This window comes from Synechococcus sp. PCC 6312 (assembly GCF_000316685.1).
Classification (GTDB): Bacteria; Cyanobacteriota; Cyanobacteriia; order Thermosynechococcales; family Thermosynechococcaceae; genus Pseudocalidococcus.
On record NC_019680.1, the window covers coordinates 1,607,916 to 1,624,438 of the forward strand.

Consider the following 16,523-nt stretch of genomic DNA (forward strand, 5'->3'; position numbering starts at 1 on the left):
ATTAGCTAGATGATGAACCAATGGATTGACTAACAATTTCTCTTGCTTGTTTTTCAGCTTCTTCTTTACGTTCACTATATCGATCAGTTAGGTAATTAACTTTGTTGCGTAACAGCAGAGTGAACTTGTAAAGTTCTTCCATCACATCGACGACGCGATCGCGGTATAGTGAGTCTTTCATCGTCCCATCTTCATTGAATTCTTGATAGGCTTTTGGCACAGAAGACTGATTTGGAATCGTGAACATTCGCATCCATCGCCCTAACACTCGTAGCGTATTGACGGTGTTGTAGGATTGTGAGCCGCCACACACTTGCATCACTGCTAAGGTTTTCCCTTGCGTAGGTCGCACTGCGCCAATACTGAGTGGAATCCAATCAATTTGATGTTTGAGTAATCCACTAACATTTCCGTGCATCTCTGGGCTTGACCAGACCTGTCCTTCCGACCAATTAACGAGTTCTCTTAGTTCCTGAACTTTAGGATGAGTATCTGGAACACTTGCATGTAGGGGCAAATCATGTGGATGAAAAAAACGGACTTCCGCACCGAATTCTTCAATAATTCTGGCAGCTTCCTCAGCCAATAACCGACTGTAGGAGCGTTCTCGTAAAGAACCATAGAGAACAAGAATTCTAGGTTTGTGATCAAAGCTCATTGATTTCTCCTATGTTCTGTTCATTTATGCAGTCTTTAGATTTATCACTACACCAAACTAATGGATCTGCCTTACAGCAATCCTCAGTTAGAAATCTTAGAAGATGACTCGTCCCATCCCAGTTGATCGCATAGAATACTTGCCGTTGAATACGCCAAGAGCGGATTAGATTAGCTCGTTCTAGCTGTGCAAGATGCCGAGACATAGTAGAAGGGTTTACACTCAAAGCCGAAGCAATTTCTCCCGCAGGTAGCCCCGAAGGACCCGCACGGACAAGCAAACGGTAAGTAGAAAGCCGTGTTTCTTGAGCAAGAGCTAAAAGTGCTTCAATAATGGTTTCTGATTGCATAACTGCATAATATCACAATTGCAAAATTATGCAAGTAAATCGCTCAAAATAAAGTACTGATAGCCTTTGCGTGGATCAGGAGCATAGCGTTGGAAGAACTAACTTTGAACCGGCTCAATTGAACGGTAACATTCTCATTTATAGTCGTTAGTCAAGGCCCCTAACCCAAAAGTGAGACTGCCCGACTCGAAATCTTCTCAGCCGTTAAGCCATTGAACCCTAAAAGCTCCCCAGCACTTGCTGTGGTTTCTCCCCGTTGCCAGGCCAGGATATCTCGATTCAACTTTGACCGCAGTAATAAAGGTTCTAACATCGCCCCAGGCCCGCCGGTAATTCCAATCAAGGCATCGCCACCGAAAAGTTCGTTAAAGACAGCATCGGAAGCAAAACCGCCATCGGGTTCAGAACAAGTTTCCCAGGCCACGTCTGAAGGCCGATACAACCGCCGGGGATTGATCACCGAAACCACTCGCACCCGATAGCCTTGGGATTCTAACTGTTGGGCCGCTTCTAGGACGGGAATAAGAATGAGATCGCCCAATGCGGCCAGGACAATTGTTTTGCCCGAGCCAGAGTCCTGTAACGTCACCGCGCCATGGTCTAAGGCGTATTCCGTTTGCTCAAACGTGGTGCGGATCGGTAACGGGGTTTTGCTGGCAATAATCGAAATCCCTTTATTGAAGGTTCCCAAGGCCCAGCGATAACAGACTTGAACACTATTGGCATCGGGGGGAAACAGCGGAAACACATTGCCATTTCGCATCATCGCCGCATAATAGGCTTCAATTTCCGGGCGTTGATGTGTCCAGCCATTGCGGCCCTGTTCTAAGGCTCCGGCGGTATACAGCGTAATTGTCGAAGGTGTCGGGCGGCGCAGCTCGGCCATGGCCTGGGTGACAGTCTGCCAAATCGGTAAACCATTGATCGCAAAGGATTCATAGGAACACCACAAACTGCGGCTGCCCATCAACGCTAATCCGGCGGCCAATCCAGCACAGGCATCTTCGCTCAGGGGTTCATAGACTTGACCATCCGGGGCCTGGTTGTAGAGATCATCAGTCGTGGGATGGATAATTTTCAGGGCCTGGTTAATATTGGCAATCCCAGAGGCTTCATTCCCATCGGCATTGGTGACAAGGTAACGGCGATCCTTTTGTCCGACATCCGCAACTAACCGACCCATGGCAGTCGTAGCAACTTTGGCTTCACCCAGGCCATAGGCTTCTAAGGGTAATTTTCCCAAGTCAGGTAAATCTAATATGGATTCTGTCACCGCAACCTTAGCCGCCGGCCCACCCCCAGCCCGTTCACAATTTGTCCGCACTAATTCCCAGGCCCCCGGTGATAAGGCCCGTTTTTCCAGAGCCGCAATAATATCAGGATTTTCCAGGGTGTGATGGCCATAGAGGTTATGGGATTTGGCCCCTTTGGCATGAACTCCGGCCCCTTTGAGTTGCTTAATAATAAAGACCGTTAATTCCCCACTGAGAGCAGATTTCGCCGCTTGATCCACACCCTGAAGCACCGCTTGGCTGAAGGCTAACCGTTGTTTGAAGGAAAAAATTGTACTGTCCACATAAGCCCCGGCCTGGGCCTGGTCATCAAAGTCCTTAGCATCCACGAGAACAACATTTTTGAAGCCATTCCCCTGCCAATAGGCAATCATCTCCTGGTTGGATTTGAGGGAGACCATACTGTGATGTTCTTGACTAAACCCGTTCCAAACCAAGACCGGCAAGAAGTTCGTCACCGTGGGAAAGGCCGTATTAAAGTGGGCAATGCTACTCATGACATAGGGTTCACCCAGGCCACCGTCACCGACCGTGAAGGGAAAGAGCGTATCCCGATGTAACCAGGCCGCTGACATGGCAAAGTGCTGTCCTTGACCGAGGGGGCCGGCTGGAGCCAAAATTCCCGGAATATAGCCGGATAAATGCCCTAACAGGCCGTGTTTTTCCCGAAAACGGCCCCGTAAATCCTCAACCGTGTTAATCCCCATCGCTTCCAGAGACCGATCCAGAAACATGGCCGAGTAAAATCCAGGAGCGTGATGCCCCACTTCCGTAATGATATTTTTGTGACCGAGCATCACCAACGCGGCATAGGCCTCGGCCTGGCTGGCAAATCCACCGGGGTGTCCAGAAGCTTTACTGGCCGTCATTTGCAGCATCAGATAGCGCAGGGCCTCGGCATAGAGCAGGGTTTGATAGGCGGCGGTGGGATCCTGAGGATCAAGAATATATTGAGAATCCGCAGAGATGATCGGGGTCGTGCCGTGAGTTTCCCAGTCTGGCCAATCCTGACCAAAATATTGAACCCCTTGGCAAAAGTCTGGTGGAGTTGGGGAAGATAAAACAGCAGCCATGAAACCCCTCGGCAGAAGCAATTAACACTAACCTTAGATCCTACACGGTTTAGTTACATTGCCCACGTTATCTAAGATAGAACTTTTATCTGATTGCTATAGAGTCGAGGTCTTACTTTTTGTTATTCATAACCAAGAATGTAATGCAACACCCAGTTAAAATTAGGCCTAAGTTAGTATTAACTTGTTAGCTTTAGTTTTAGCCACCGCAGAAGTTTTATTTTGACAGACTTTACTACATTTGTAAATGGATATCACTCAGCAAACCTCATTTTATTAGGATATTATCTTAATTTTGACTTCCTGATCTTGCCAGCAAAACTAACAAAGCATCGAAATTGATTCAATTGTGATAAATTTCGCAATACAATTTAACCTATTGATGTAATTCATATCTAGTTGTTATATCAGGGGCAAATATAAGCAGATAATCTCCCGTTCAGTCAGTGTAATACCTATCCCTTTATTTCTTGAAGTCTTTCATAATCTGTCTATTCGGATTTGGCTTTTATTTGAAGATCTGATTGGGGGAAACTGGAATCCCTAGTTATTGTGTTATGCAGACTATTTTGACTCATAAAAATCTTGTAAATCTGGCCCGTTAGACGCGTTTGAACTTGCTTCTATCTAGTCATAATTGGGTAACCCTATATTTCAAGCCGAGTTTCTCTATCTAGCAATTCCCCGCTTTCTCCAGTCCCTCGACTCATTCAACCAAAATTTGATTAAGTTTTGTGTTTTTTGGGATAAATCTTGGATTTGTTATTGTCCAGTTTAATTGGGACATATTCAACACGAAGTCAACCATAATAGACGACTGCTTATACATAAATAAAATTGACTTGAAAGAAGATAAGAAAAAATCCTAATTTATTCAAAGTAGTGAATACACTGAGTATCTTAAATCCGATTATGATATAGATATCGAGAGCGAAATCGCCGTAAACTTCAGCTAAAAGAAGCTATTAGTCGCCCTTTCCTGAATTGTGAATAGACACAAATCACAACAAAGATTTGCCACATTTTCGATTAAAGATTAGGGTTGATAACATTTTTAGCTAATTCAAAAAACTAGATTTACTCGCTAAAAATGGAGATTTAGATGAATAGTTACTCACCCTGGAAACAGACTCTTAGAACATTTATTGGCCTGGGAATTCCCAGTCTCAGCTTGAGCATTCCTTTTCTGTTCCCAATTCAGGCTCAGGCTCAATCCTCATTTAGCGATATTCAGGGAATCTGGGGACAAACCTGTATTGAGTCCCTTGTCCGGCGCAACATTATTAGTGGTTATCCTGATGGGACATTTCGCCCCAATGCTGCTGTCACTCGGGCGGAGTTTGCTGCCATGTTAAGCAAAGCCTTTCCTACCGCGCCCATAGATCGGTCTGCCAGTCAGTTTAGTGATGTTCAGTCAAACTTTTGGGCCTATCAAGGTATTCAAAATTCTTCACGAACCGGTTTCCTCAGCGGCTACCCTGGAAACTACTTCCGTCCAAATGAAAATATTCCCCGTGTCCAGGCCTTGGTGGCTTTAGCCAGTGGCTTAAACTATATTCCAACGAGTAGTGTGGATGTTACGCTCGAAAACTTTAATGATGCAAATGTTATTCCCGAATATGCTCGTTCGGCAATTGCAGCGGCAACGGAGCGGCAGTTGGTGGTTAATTACCCGAATGTGCGGAACTTGCAACCGACTCAACTGGCCAGTCGAGTGGATATTGCTAACTTCCTTTGTCAGGCGACAAAAACAGGAACGCAAGCGTTTGTTCCCACTCAGTATGTAGCTTTAGCTCCCCCCCAGGCCCCTACGCCAACGCCTGTTCCGGCCCCTGTCCGCCCCTCCTTGTCTCAAGCACCGGCAAATGTTGCTGTCGGCACTCAGATTCCAGTTCGTTATCTAGACGCTCCCCTGATTCTCCTAGCTCCTAATGAAACGGTAGAGATTAATCTAGCTACTACAGCAAATATTAATGATTCGTGGGGGCGGGTCGCGATCCCTCGGGGTAGTCTGATTCACGGACAAATCCAGCCTGTGCAGGGCGGTTCTCGCTTTGTTGCAGATGGCTTGCTCTTAAAAAATGACCAACGGATTCCGCTTTCAGCGACATCGTCAGTGGTGGGGAAAACTCTCAGCCTGCGTGATCCAAATATCATCAATGTGCTGCGGAACTCTGCGATTGGCTCAACGGTTGCCGCTGCTGTGAATAATCTTGCTGGAAATCAAACCATTGCCGTGATGAAGATTTTGCCAGGCACCGTTCCCAACTATGTCAACACTAACAAGGGGAACAATCCGACTCTAGCGGTGTCTCGCAATGACCTAATCAATGCCGCGATTACCATGGGAGTCTCTGCCATTACCGGGGGAAATTACAACCCCGAGCGGTTGATCTTAGGGCCTGGATCAACAGATAATTCCAACCTCAACGGTATAGTCAAACCTGTGTCAGATGATGTGGTGGCGATTGATGCTCAGCGGGATCTAACCCTGACATTGCATTCTGGTTTACTGGTTAGGGAGGACTAGAGCCGAGATCAACATATCCTGCCAGTGGTTCTGATATTTCTGGATGAGGTATTCAGGTTCACCTGTTTATCCAGTAACAATCAAGATTTTGTATTTTTGCCTACTCTTAGATATTCCAGGAGGAGGCATTTTGCGTGATTACATTAAGGCGAAATTAAGTAGCAACGAATCCCCTATCATACTCTCGAAAACTCTTTGATTCAGTCACCATGGCATCTCTCAAAAGCCAAGCCCAGGCCACTGCTGATTTTATTCAGGCCCAGGGTTCGTTTGCACCAGATTTAGTGGTAGTTTTAGGGTCAGGTTGGGGAGGCTTAGTCGAATGTGTCACTATCGAAAGGATGTTTCCCTATAGGAGCATTCCCCACTTTCCCCAGGCCACCGTTCCCGGTCATGGTAATCAGTTGATTTTAGCCAAGCACGAAAATAAATCCCTAATGATCCTCTCAGGAAGATTTCATTTTTACGAGGGTTATTCTCTTGCCGAAACAATCTTTCCCCTGCGGGTGGCCCATCTTCTTGGCGCGAAGGGCTTAATTACCACCAATGCCGCTGGAGGCGTTCAAACCCATTTTCGGCCGGGAGACTTGATGATTATTACCGATCATCTCAATTTGTTGGTGGATAATCCGTTGCGGGGCATGAGTGGAGGGGAATTTGGCTCCCGGTTTGTGGACTTGGTGCGGGCCTATGATGGCCAATGGCAGGATTTAGCGCAGGTCACGGCTCAAGCTCTGGGCTTAACTTGTCATCGAGGAGTATATGCGGCTTTACCCGGGCCGAATTATGAAACACCTGCAGAAATTCGGATGCTTCGGGGCCTGGGGGCAGATGCAGTGGGAATGTCAACGGTTCCAGAAGTGATTGTGGCGCGGCAAATGGGAATGCGAGTTCTTGCCCTCTCCTGCATTACAAACTTAGGTGCAGGTATCGCCAATCACCCTCTGAATCATGAAGAAGTTCTAACGGTTGGCCAAACGATGCAGCAATCTTTTAGTCTGTTTTTAGGGACAGTTCTGGCAAAGATGGCAACCTAACTTTTCTTAGGTTGAATGACTCCCTTGGCCAGCGTGGGCATAATGCATAACCTTTCGCTTCGCAGACAGATGTCACGATGGGGACGAATCTTAGGCCTGGGTAGTTTGGTCTTAGGGGGTATGGGTGCTGATTACGCCCAAAGTTTGGCTGCGGAAAGGTTTTCCATTCCCTTCAGTGGTGTGCGTTTTAACCTGACGATTAAGGATTTAGAAGTCTATGCCCAATCGGGAAAACTCCAAGGGGAATTAGCCAGCTACGCCCAACGGGCCACTCCCGCACAAATGGCTGAGTTACGGCAAATTCTCCAGGCCCGGATCAATGTTCCTGCCTTTGCCGTCTCCCAATTTCTCTACTCTAAGCTGGGGGAAACAGTCCTGAAATCAGTAGGGGAAGATTTACGCAGTGGGGCGAATCAAAACGGGTTTTATGGGTTGCGCTCGGCCTTTATCTTAGCGGCTCAGGATCCGGAGGGGTTAAGCATTCTCAATATTCTTAGACTTGTGCCTGGCTGTTGTATCAACGTTAATTCTGAGCGTGTTTTGGCCCAGTTCCGTTTGTTTGGGCATTTGATGGAAACCACCACCACCGCTATGACTGGCCTGGAAGCTCGAGCAGCGGCGGAAATTAAAGCCATTGGCCCCATAGACTTTCAGAAACTCCCGGATTTGCGCCAAGTGGGCCCAGTGACCTGGCAAGAACAGACGATTACCGTCATGGATACCAAGCGACAACGACAGTTTCCAGTCACAGTTTTTCTCCCCGCTGTTTCCAGGCCGGCGCCGATGATGATCATTTCCCATGGCCTGGGGTCTGATCGCAATGACTTCCTAGAACTGGCCAAACATCTCGCATCCTATGGCCTGGCGGTGGCTCTCCCCGAACATCCCGGTAGTAACGCCCAGCAACGCCTCGCTTTTTTAACCGGCCTGGAAAAACAGTTTATCCGCCCTGAAGAATTTATCGAACGCCCCCGCGATATTACGGCTGTGCTGGATGAACTGACCCGCCTCAGCCAGACCGATCCGCGTTTCCAAGGCAAAATCAATCCCAACCAGGCCGGGGCAATTGGTCACTCCATTGGTGGGCAAACCGTATTGTCGTTGGCGGGGGCAAACCTAAACTGGGAGCAGATTAAACAGGACTGTCAGCAAGAGCTAGGAGCTTTGAGCATCGCAGTTCCTATCCAATGTAGTGCCATGGCCCTAAGGCCCGAAGCCATCAATCTCCGAGATGAGCGGATCAAAGGGGTCATTGCCCTAAACCCGATTCAACGCATTCTTCTCGGCCAGGCCAGTCTTCAGCAAATTGCGATTCCAGTGATGGTGGTAGCGGGCTCTGATGATGTGGTCACCCCTGCTGTTTTAGAACAAATTGAACCCTTTACTTGGCTCCAAACCCCAACCAAATACCTAACTGTCATCCAAAAGGGAACCCATAACTACAATCCTGGGATGGGTGGCCAAGGGGGTGGGGCAATTCCTCTACCCGCAGCCCTATTCGGCCCTGATCCAGCCCTAGCCCGGCGCTATCTGAATGCCCTCAGTGTTGCTTTTGCCGAAACTCACATTGCTAACCAGGCCCAGTTTCGTCCATTCCTAACCCCAACCTATGCCCAGGCCATCAGCCAACCCCAACTCCCACTGATCCTTGTCCAAGGACTCTAGCCGAAGGGAAAAATCTTTTTTGCAGATGATTTATAGTAAACATAATTGCTTCGCTGCGGAGTTAGTTTTCTATGCCGACCACCCAGGCCCTTGATGCCCAAGCCCTTTTTCAAGCTGCCTATGAAAATCGTTACACCTGGGATGAAAACTTTCCCGGATTTTCGGCTGATGTCACTCTTTGTCAAGGGGATATCAGTCATCATGGCCAGGTAACGGTGACAGCCAATTTTCAAGTTACGGTGACAGGTATTGAGTCTGAGGAGATTCAAAAAGAAATTCAACGCCCCCTCCAAGAAGTGGTCACCCACCGTAAGCGCAATAGCTTCCAGGCCAGCCACGGGAAAAATACCTTTACGGTTGGGGATACGGATGCCACAGGCTCTGTAGAAATTTTAGTCACTGGGGATGCGATGGGGTCTAACTATCGGGTTCGCAATAACCAAGTCGTCTATGTGAGTCGGGTCATGGGCGGAATGGCCTTTGCCATTGATCACCTTGCAGCCTTAGATACAGGCGAGGGCTACATCTCAACCCATTACAAAGCCATTTTCCGTCAGCCCCAAAGCAATCAAGTTTTGCAGGACGTGGAATTCCTCGATACCTACGAGAAAGTGGGTGGCTATTTCCTACTGTCCAAAAAAGTTGTTCATGTTTCAGAGCAAGGCCAGACAACCACTACTGAACTCACCCTCAGCAATTTGCAGCTGTTAGAAAGCTAAACCAAGGATTCTAGGCTGACCTAAACCTAGGAGAAAAGTTTACTCAACTGCTGAGTGATCGTCATTTCTGCCAAAGCTGAGACATGCAAACCTACCAGCCATAGTGGTTTTCGGGTTTTTCGTGTTTTATTCCTAAGCAAAATGACTAGATTGTCGTCACCCTTTAGACTATGACGATGATGCTTAAACTAGGCTTGGGCTAGAACTCTAATTTGAAGATGGAGCAGTGGTTTTCCCAAGAATATCTTGAGCGGAAAGACCCTCCCCGGCCTGGTTGCCCATATACCAGAGAGAGGCGGCGGCTTCGGCCCGCGTCACCGGTTTTTGGGGTTGCAGCAGCAGGGTTGCCCCAAAAATGCGGCGAATGTTAGATAAATCTCCATTTTGAAAATCAGCAGCGGTGGCACTTAAGGCTTCCGGGGTAATTCGATTGCTGTCTTTGAATCCCCAGGTTTGTTCGATTCGATCAATGGCAGTGGTGGTTAGGTTTCGCTGAACATCTAGGGGGACTTTCCACTGGAGAAGAGTTTCTCGGGTCAAGGGGGCACTGGGGCGGAAAAGGGGCGTGACACTGCCTGTTAAGGGACTGGGTAAATATCCAGCGGCGGCCAGGGCTTGAATGTAGGGAAAGTCCGGGTTGGTTTTCGGGACATCATTAAAGAGGGGTTTATCATTGGGACTGCCCAGGCGAATTTGGCGGGCGGGGCGATCTGCATAAAAGCGATTGTGGGCCGTGACTAACCAGCGCGCGTAGGTTCCCCGTGAAATTGGCTGGTTGGGGGCAAATTGTTGGGGATTTTGGGGACTGCCCGTGATGACTCCAAGTTCGGCTAAATTCTGGAGGGCGGGTTGCAAGGTAGCGGGGGCTTGGGCTAAGTCGGTAAAGGATTGGGGCGGGAGATCGGCTGGGCTGGGCTGGGGTGTGGGAGCGGGGATGGTAGGTGAATTAGTCGGATTGGGGGCAGGCTGTCCAGGGCCAAATTGAATCGTGAATTCTGTCCCGTTGTTAGTGGGGGAATTCAGGGTGAGCCGGAGTTGTTTAGTGTCTTTTTGGGCCTGGAGAATAACCTGAGTACCGACTGTTTGGGGTGGTTGCAGTTGCCAGCCCAGTTGGGCGAGTTGTTGCTGATAAAAGCCTTGAATGGCCAGCGGAGGTTGACTAGCTTGCCAGTGAGTTTCACTTTGTCCATTTTCGAGGGGAAGAGTTTTGATCAGGCTGGCCTGGGGAAACTGCAATTCGGAGGGAAGTGTGAGGGGGGCAGGACTGGCTTCATTCCAGGTTTGGGCATTGGGATCTGCGGAAAAAGCTTGTTCCCAGGCCTGGTTTCCGGCGCATCCGGCCAAACTAGTTAAGACCAAAATGGGGGTAATTTTCAGAAAAATCCATCGAGATAAAGGAAAAGACATCGGTGGTTACTACTCAGAATTTAGAATGGGAAATCCCTAGACCTAGGACAGTATGCCCAGACTTGCCTAACTTGGATCATTGGCCTGCTGATGAGATAGCCCATTTATTTTGCCATTTTGCGGATTAATCAGCGTTTGTTGGGGTCGGCCAATCTCCAGTCCGGCCTTTAACATTGTCCTCTGAACCCGCTGCCGTAACTCTCGCCCCACCGCCCACTGTTGTCCAGGTTTGGTCTTAATCCAGATGCGAATACTTAAGCCACTGTGGGTCAATTGTTCAATGCCCAAGACTTCCGGTGGTTCAAGAATTTTTTCATGCCAGGCCGGATCTGTGTACAGTTCAGTCGTGACCTGTTTGAGGCAATCTAGGGCCTGATGGGCAGGGGTTTGAGAGTCTATATCAATCGTAAAATCTACCCTTGACCAAGTTCGAGTCAGATTTTCGACAACCGAAATGGCGCTGTTGGGAATGGTAATCAATCGCCCCTCCCCATTCCGAAGTTGGGTAATCCGCAGATTCATGTTTTCCACGGCCCCACTCACATCACCAATCACGACCACATCACCAATGCCAAACTGATCTTCCCAGATAATAAATGCCCCGTTAATCAAATCTCGCACCAGGCTTTGGGCCCCCAGAGATAGAGCAAAGGCCAGGAGACCTCCGATCGCAATCACTGAACCTACCGGAATTCCCAAACTGCCGATCACCAGGCCCAGGGCAACCCCATAGACAATCGTGGTTTTTAAGTCCCCAAGTACAGTTAAGGTCGTCCCAATTCGCAAAGCACTGCGTTGAATATCTGTATCACCTTTGGGGTAGTTGTGCCAAATCTGTCCAAGGCGTTTAAGGGCCAGGTCTCCTAAGGAATTCACCAGGCCACTCACAAACCAAATCACCAGCCAAGAAATGGGCAAGCCAAGGAATCGCCAGGCAAAATAGCGCGTCCAGGGGAACAAGTTAAAGATATAAACCCCGCCAATCAGCCAGATCGCCACTTGCCCCCAGGTCAAAATAAACAGCCCTAGAGCGGTAATTTTAATCCGTTTATCCAACAAATATAGTTTTGGAGAACTGAGCTGCTGACTGAGCCAACGATTAATGGCATTTGAGCTTTGGGTCGGAACTTTTAAGGGGTTGGTTACTGAGCTAATGCTTTGATGATCTGGCTCTGGGGTTGACCCTGCTTGGACGAACTCGAATTGTTCTTTCAGATGTTTCAGTCGCCCTTTTAGATAACGTTTCAGCCAAAATAACCCCACACTCAGAGCCAGAAGAATCAGCAGGGCGTGAAAAGACTTTTGAAAATAATTGGTCAATGCCTGAGGAGAGCGATCATGGGCAGCTTGGCGCAGTGCTGTTTGAATCCGACCGCGCCAATCCTCGGCTAAGTCAGCAATCGGCATTCCATAAAAGAGCGAATCTGTGGCGGTAACGGTGAGAATTTTTTGGGGATTTTGGAGCTCGTTGGTGCGGACAGAAATAACGGTTTCTTTATTCAGCGTGGCGACTCCGACCAAGATTTTCTTCGGATCGAGGGTGGTAAAGATCAGGTTAGGGTTGGGAGTTCCGATTTCATTACTCGTCAGGACGCGCTGCAAACTAAATTCGATCAACTCGGCGCGTATTTCCACAGGCATTTGATCCCCTGGATTGTCCCGATCTAGGACGGTTGGTGCAGTCACAAAAAATAAAGGACTCCCATCTAACATGACCCGGGCGATTTCAATATCCCCACTGCGTATCACATTTGAGGGTGGATTATTGGTGTTGTTATTCCCCAGGCCTGGCATCGTAAACTGGCCCCAACTCGGTAGTTCCAGCCCCACAACCAGCAAAAAACTCAGGGTGAGAAGCAGAAGAAATTTCCCCCAGCCAGGAATCCCGAACCTAAGAAGAAGTCTCGTCTGATTCCAGTTTTTCCGATGTGTCTGAGTCATGGTTTGCTTTGGTTTGGGCTTCCAATTGTTCCAGGCGGCTGAGGAGTTTTTGATTTTGTTTCTTCAGGTCTGCCAGGTCATCTTGCACGGTTTTCAGGGCCTGGGTGTTGCCAATGGCTTTTTGAACTTTAGTCACCCCTTCATCCGCCACTCGCTTGACTCGGCCATCTAAACATTGTTCGGCCATGTGACGCAACAAACTCAGGGCCTGGGGGGAGCAATTCTCACTGTTCAATGGTTGCCAGAAGCCGCTCTCGGATGTCTGTCGGTAATTCCATGATGACAAAATTACTTTGAGGATACAGGTAATCTTCCCCAGACTCATCAATGACTCGTAAACAGCCCACCTCTAGAGCTTTGGGATCAGGTAGGACTCGGTAAATCTTCCAGGCCTCGATATCTGCATCTTCATCGGTTGCGATACAGATAGCAAATTGAATGGTTAATTCTGCTGTTTCCATGATTTTCACTCGAGGATACGCTTTACTTTCATTTTGCGTCGACCCACCCCGTGTGCCTCATACCAGTGTAGCTCGGCCTGGCGAATCGCACCGTTGGGAAATTGCACAAGTCCGATGCCTTTCAATTTGCGCCACCGCCGACCACCAAACTCATCTTTGAGTCTTCGCAGCTCCCGGATCGACAAATTAACGGCAATTATTTCAATGTCTGTCAGTTTGCCGATTAACTCAAAATCACTCCCCATGATCTCAGAGTAGAACGTCTAAGTGGTTTGCCCATTGGATTCGACTGGGGTATTCGGGTCTTCGGTTTGATTGGCTTTAGTTTGGGCTTCCAATTGTTCCAAGCGACTGAGGAGTTTTTGATTTTGTTTCTTCAGGTCTGCCAGGTCATCGTGCACGGTTTTCAGGGCCTGGGAGTTCCCGATGGCTTTTTGGACTTTAGCGACTCCTTCATCCGCCGCCCGCTTGACTCGACCATCTAAACATTGTTCAGCCATGTGACGCAACAAACCCAGGGCCTGGGAGCTATCCATTTGGCTGAGGGCAGAAATAACCGCCACTTGAGTTAAGAAAAAGCTTTCTGTACTGAGATGTTGTACCCGATTCAAAATCCGCTCTAGTAATTCCGGAGTTTGACTTTTACCGAGAGTTCCCAGAGTCCGAATCGCCGCTAAACGTAAGGGTTGGGGAATTCCTAATTGCGTATAGTCTAGGACTAAATCCACGGCTTCCGGTAATTCCTTCAAGGCTCCCAGGCCCCCAATGGCTCCAGCCCGGACGACTTCATTCCAACCGGAGCGTTCTTCTAAGGCAGTTTCAAGAATTTTAAAGACTTTCTTCGGTTTCGGTTTGTCTCCCGGTTTGGCTGCTGCAATCTCCCCAATTCCCCGCAAGGCCGCAGCTTCAACGAGATAACTGGCATCCCCGTGAATCGCCATGGCTTTGATCAGTTGATAGGCTTCCGTGGATTTGAATGAGGTAATCGCATCCACACAGGCCCGGCGCACTCTGGCTTCAGTATCCTGTAATCCAATGGCTAAGGCATGGAGGGCTTGATCCAGTTTGATCGTTCCCAGTTGTTTGGCAATTTCCACCCGCACGCCCCAAAACGGATCCATTTCTAATCCATGAGCTAAGGCAATCACCGCTTCCAGGCCCCCTTTCTTGGCTAAGGCTTTAGCGGCATTGATCCGACTGAGGGGTTCGGGATCGTGTTTGAGTTGGCTCTTGAGTTCGGGTAGGGGATACTCTAAGGTGACGGTTTTTAAGGTGTGGTTGCCAACATCAAAGCTGATAAATTGCGGTTTTTGTGGGAGTGGGATATAAAAACTTTGTTCCGGTTCATGGATGCGGACAGAAAGGGTTTGCGATGTCACTTCGCCGCTATCAGCTACAAAACCAAAACCCAAGGGAATATCTAAATCAAATAAGCCTCGCTCTAAAGGAGATGTACCTTCCTTGCTGGCCTGGGTTTGAGTAACCGTAATAACCGCTAACTTACTCTTAGAATCCCAACGATAGACAACTTTATAGTCTGGATGCCCACCCCGAAACACATATTGATCAAATAAGGGCATTAAATTCCGGCCGGTGGCTTTCTCGATGGCCCGCAATAGATCAATTGTTTCAACGGTTTTGTGAGCATTATCCTGGACAAAGGTATGGATGGCTTTCCAGAATAAATCCTCCCCCAACTCCGCCCGGATCATGTGATAGACACAGGCCCCTTTTTCATAGAGGTGACGGTCGTAGAGTTCAATCGCTTCTCGGTAAATGTGGGTGACGATGGGGCGGCGGTAGCGGGAACTGTCTTCATGGAGGTAGTTGCGAATTTCACCCAGGCGATAATAGGCGGCTTCATCGGCTCCGTACTCCTGCTCTGTCCACATGATTTCGGAATAGGAAGCCATCCCTTCTTTAATCCAAGCGTGAGACCAATGTTTGATCACCACTAAATCGCCAAACCACTGATGGGCCAGTTCGTGGGCAACTAAACTTTCACTGTTGCGGTTATCAAGAGCGGCCCGTTCATCCAATAAACAACGGTCAGTTAACAGGGTGGTTGAGGTGTTTTCCATGCCGCCAAAAATGAAGTCATCGACACAGACTTGGGCGTATTTGGGATAGGGGTAGTTGTAACCATATTTCTGACTGAAAAACTCAATCATTTGTGGTGTTTTACCCATGGTTCGTTGTCCGTCTGCTTCCCGGCCGGGGGTGACGTAATAGGTAACGGGTTTGCCCTGCCAACTGTCTTGGAGTTCCGTAAATTCCCCGACAGCCAATGTCATTAAATAGGTGGGATGGACTTGGGGTTGATACCAGTGATAAATCTTGTGGTCGCCGTGATCTTCTACGCCCCGTAATTCCCCGTTAGAAATGGCCATATAAGGTTGGGGGACTCGCACCCGAATCTCTGAAGTGGCCAGTTGGCCGGGGTAATCGAAACAGGGAAACCAAAACCGGGAGTCTTCATCTTCCCCTTGTGTCCAGGCCTGGATTGGTTTATGCGGGTAATGCTCATTGGGCAGAACAAAATAGAGGCCACGTTGGGGGTGGTCGAGATGATAGTCAATTTTGATCGTGATCGGTTGTCCGGGGGTGGGTGGGTGGGCCAGGGCAATGATTAGTTGTTCGCCATCGTAGCTATAGTTGACGGATTGGTCGTTAATCCAGACCCCTTTAATGTTTTGGTTGACAGCATCAAGGGTGAGTTGCTCCAGGCCTGGGACGATGGGGTTTAAGCGAATTTGGCAGGTTCCCCAACATTGCTGCTGCTGGAGGTCTAAATTCAGGTCTAGGAAAATGTGTTCGACCTGGCCTGGGCGATCCGGGTTGTAGTGAGGTTTTGCACCAGACAAGACAAATGAAGGCCGACTTTCCCCATCTAAAAACGACCGAAGCTCAACGGAACCAAGCATGATTCAAGCCAAATAGACAGCACTTTTTCAGGGTAGCGTGGATAGTTAGAATGTGAGCATCCTGGGCTATGGGACTCACGGGCTACGATGAAACTGTGGTTAACCTTTTTATCTGTCCTACCCGGTACGCTCCTAACTGTCTTAGTTGCTGTAACCGCTGCATTGAGGTTTTATGAGCCAGCAGATTTCTCACTCCAATTCACCCCCGAAGTCTTCAGAGAATGGAGCTTATGGGCCTTTGCCGCAACCCTCCTGGTGGCTGTGGTGGATCTTGGCCTTAAGTGGTTCAATGGAAACGTGGCTCGAAACCGAGAGGATCAAGCAAGAAACCGAGAAATTGAGAGAGAGCAACGCCAGGATAGACGAGATATTGCGCTCCTAACTTACTTGGCTGATCCCACCCCAGAAAATCAAGTAAAACTCCGGGCCATTTGCCAAGAAATTGAAAATTATCCTGGGTGATAGAA

13 protein-coding genes are annotated in these 16,523 nt (G+C 48.6%); 5 read left to right on the forward strand and 8 right to left on the reverse strand.

Annotated features, from left to right (window positions below; genetic code table 11):
- Position 1: 1 nt before the first annotated feature.
- The 3 genes from arsH to SYN6312_RS07825 form a co-directional block, all read right to left on the reverse strand.
- On the reverse strand, positions 2 to 658 hold the full coding sequence (gene arsH, locus SYN6312_RS07820; protein ID WP_015124324.1) for an arsenical resistance protein ArsH: 657 nt from the start codon (positions 656 to 658) through the stop codon (positions 2 to 4).
- Positions 648 to 1,007 carry a helix-turn-helix transcriptional regulator gene (locus SYN6312_RS20960; protein ID WP_015124325.1) on the reverse strand — a complete coding sequence of 120 codons (360 nt, stop codon included), beginning with the start codon at positions 1,005 to 1,007 and terminating at the stop codon, positions 648 to 650. The genes arsH and SYN6312_RS20960 overlap by 11 nt, the downstream gene beginning before the upstream one ends.
- 160 nt (positions 1,008 to 1,167) lie before the next feature.
- On the reverse strand, positions 1,168 to 3,372 hold the full coding sequence (locus SYN6312_RS07825) for a phosphoketolase (protein WP_015124326.1): 2,205 nt from the start codon (positions 3,370 to 3,372) through the stop codon (positions 1,168 to 1,170).
- A 1,102-nt stretch (positions 3,373 to 4,474) separates the two neighbouring features.
- Between SYN6312_RS07825 and SYN6312_RS07830 the strand changes: the two genes are divergently transcribed.
- The 4 genes from SYN6312_RS07830 to SYN6312_RS07845 all read left to right on the forward strand — a co-directional run bounded on the left by SYN6312_RS07830 (position 4,475) and on the right by SYN6312_RS07845 (position 9,323).
- Entirely contained in the window at positions 4,475 to 5,902 is a 1,428-nt protein-coding gene (locus SYN6312_RS07830) for an S-layer homology domain-containing protein (RefSeq protein WP_015124327.1), read from the forward strand.
- Between the two features lie 209 nt (positions 5,903 to 6,111).
- Positions 6,112 to 6,939, forward strand: coding sequence for a purine-nucleoside phosphorylase (locus tag SYN6312_RS07835; RefSeq protein WP_015124328.1), 828 nt, complete (start codon positions 6,112 to 6,114; stop codon positions 6,937 to 6,939).
- Positions 6,940 to 7,059: 120 nt separating this feature from the next.
- The gene (locus SYN6312_RS07840; protein ID WP_172636041.1) at positions 7,060 to 8,604 is read left to right on the forward strand and encodes an alpha/beta hydrolase; all 1,545 of its coding nucleotides are present in this window, start codon (positions 7,060 to 7,062) and stop codon (positions 8,602 to 8,604) included.
- Positions 8,605 to 8,675: 71 nt separating this feature from the next.
- Positions 8,676 to 9,323, forward strand: a complete 648-nt coding sequence (locus SYN6312_RS07845) for a DUF3386 domain-containing protein (RefSeq protein ID WP_015124330.1) — start codon at positions 8,676 to 8,678, stop codon at positions 9,321 to 9,323.
- Positions 9,324 to 9,530: 207 nt separating this feature from the next.
- Here the strand turns inward: SYN6312_RS07845 and SYN6312_RS07850 are convergent, their stop codons facing one another.
- The 5 genes from SYN6312_RS07850 to SYN6312_RS07875 all read right to left on the reverse strand — a co-directional run bounded on the left by SYN6312_RS07850 (position 9,531) and on the right by SYN6312_RS07875 (position 16,056).
- Entirely contained in the window at positions 9,531 to 10,730 is a 1,200-nt protein-coding gene (locus SYN6312_RS07850) for an S-layer homology domain-containing protein (RefSeq protein ID WP_015124331.1), read from the reverse strand.
- 66 nt (positions 10,731 to 10,796) lie between these two features.
- Complete coding sequence (locus SYN6312_RS07855) at positions 10,797 to 12,671, reverse strand: mechanosensitive ion channel family protein (protein WP_015124332.1); 1,875 nt, start codon at positions 12,669 to 12,671, stop codon at positions 10,797 to 10,799.
- Entirely contained in the window at positions 12,622 to 12,906 is a 285-nt protein-coding gene (locus tag SYN6312_RS07860; RefSeq protein WP_083853507.1) for a hypothetical protein, read from the reverse strand. The genes SYN6312_RS07855 and SYN6312_RS07860 overlap by 50 nt, the downstream gene beginning before the upstream one ends.
- A complete protein-coding gene (locus SYN6312_RS07865; RefSeq protein ID WP_015124333.1) occupies positions 12,896 to 13,132 on the reverse strand; it encodes a hypothetical protein in 237 nt (78 codons plus the stop codon). The genes SYN6312_RS07860 and SYN6312_RS07865 overlap by 11 nt, the downstream gene beginning before the upstream one ends.
- A 263-nt stretch (positions 13,133 to 13,395) precedes the next feature.
- Positions 13,396 to 16,056 carry a M1 family metallopeptidase gene (locus tag SYN6312_RS07875; RefSeq protein ID WP_015124335.1) on the reverse strand — a complete coding sequence of 887 codons (2,661 nt, stop codon included), beginning with the start codon at positions 16,054 to 16,056 and terminating at the stop codon, positions 13,396 to 13,398.
- A gap of 87 nt (positions 16,057 to 16,143) precedes the next feature.
- On the opposite strand from SYN6312_RS07875, the gene SYN6312_RS18275 reads away from it, so the two are divergent.
- Positions 16,144 to 16,518, forward strand: a complete 375-nt coding sequence (locus tag SYN6312_RS18275) for a hypothetical protein (RefSeq protein ID WP_015124336.1) — start codon at positions 16,144 to 16,146, stop codon at positions 16,516 to 16,518.
- Positions 16,519 to 16,523: the final 5 nt, after the last annotated feature.

Excerpts from the sequence above, each read along its gene's own strand:
- arsH (WP_015124324.1), bottom strand. The coding sequence starts at position 658 with ATGAGCTTTGATCACAAACCTAGAATTCTTGTTCTCTATGGTTCTTTA.
- SYN6312_RS20960 (WP_015124325.1), bottom strand. The coding sequence starts at position 1,007 with ATGCAATCAGAAACCATTATTGAAGCACTTTTAGCTCTTGCTCAAGAA.
- SYN6312_RS07825 (WP_015124326.1), bottom strand. The coding sequence starts at position 3,372 with ATGGCTGCTGTTTTATCTTCCCCAACTCCACCAGACTTTTGCCAAGGG.
- SYN6312_RS07830 (WP_015124327.1), top strand. The coding sequence starts at position 4,475 with ATGAATAGTTACTCACCCTGGAAACAGACTCTTAGAACATTTATTGGC.
- SYN6312_RS07835 (WP_015124328.1), top strand. The coding sequence starts at position 6,112 with ATGGCATCTCTCAAAAGCCAAGCCCAGGCCACTGCTGATTTTATTCAG.
- SYN6312_RS07840 (WP_172636041.1), top strand. The coding sequence starts at position 7,060 with ATGGGTGCTGATTACGCCCAAAGTTTGGCTGCGGAAAGGTTTTCCATT.
- SYN6312_RS07845 (WP_015124330.1), top strand. The coding sequence starts at position 8,676 with ATGCCGACCACCCAGGCCCTTGATGCCCAAGCCCTTTTTCAAGCTGCC.
- SYN6312_RS07850 (WP_015124331.1), bottom strand. The coding sequence starts at position 10,730 with ATGTCTTTTCCTTTATCTCGATGGATTTTTCTGAAAATTACCCCCATT.
- SYN6312_RS07855 (WP_015124332.1), bottom strand. The coding sequence starts at position 12,671 with ATGACTCAGACACATCGGAAAAACTGGAATCAGACGAGACTTCTTCTT.
- SYN6312_RS07865 (WP_015124333.1), bottom strand. The coding sequence starts at position 13,132 with ATGGAAACAGCAGAATTAACCATTCAATTTGCTATCTGTATCGCAACC.
- SYN6312_RS07875 (WP_015124335.1), bottom strand. The coding sequence starts at position 16,056 with ATGCTTGGTTCCGTTGAGCTTCGGTCGTTTTTAGATGGGGAAAGTCGG.
- SYN6312_RS18275 (WP_015124336.1), top strand. The coding sequence starts at position 16,144 with ATGAAACTGTGGTTAACCTTTTTATCTGTCCTACCCGGTACGCTCCTA.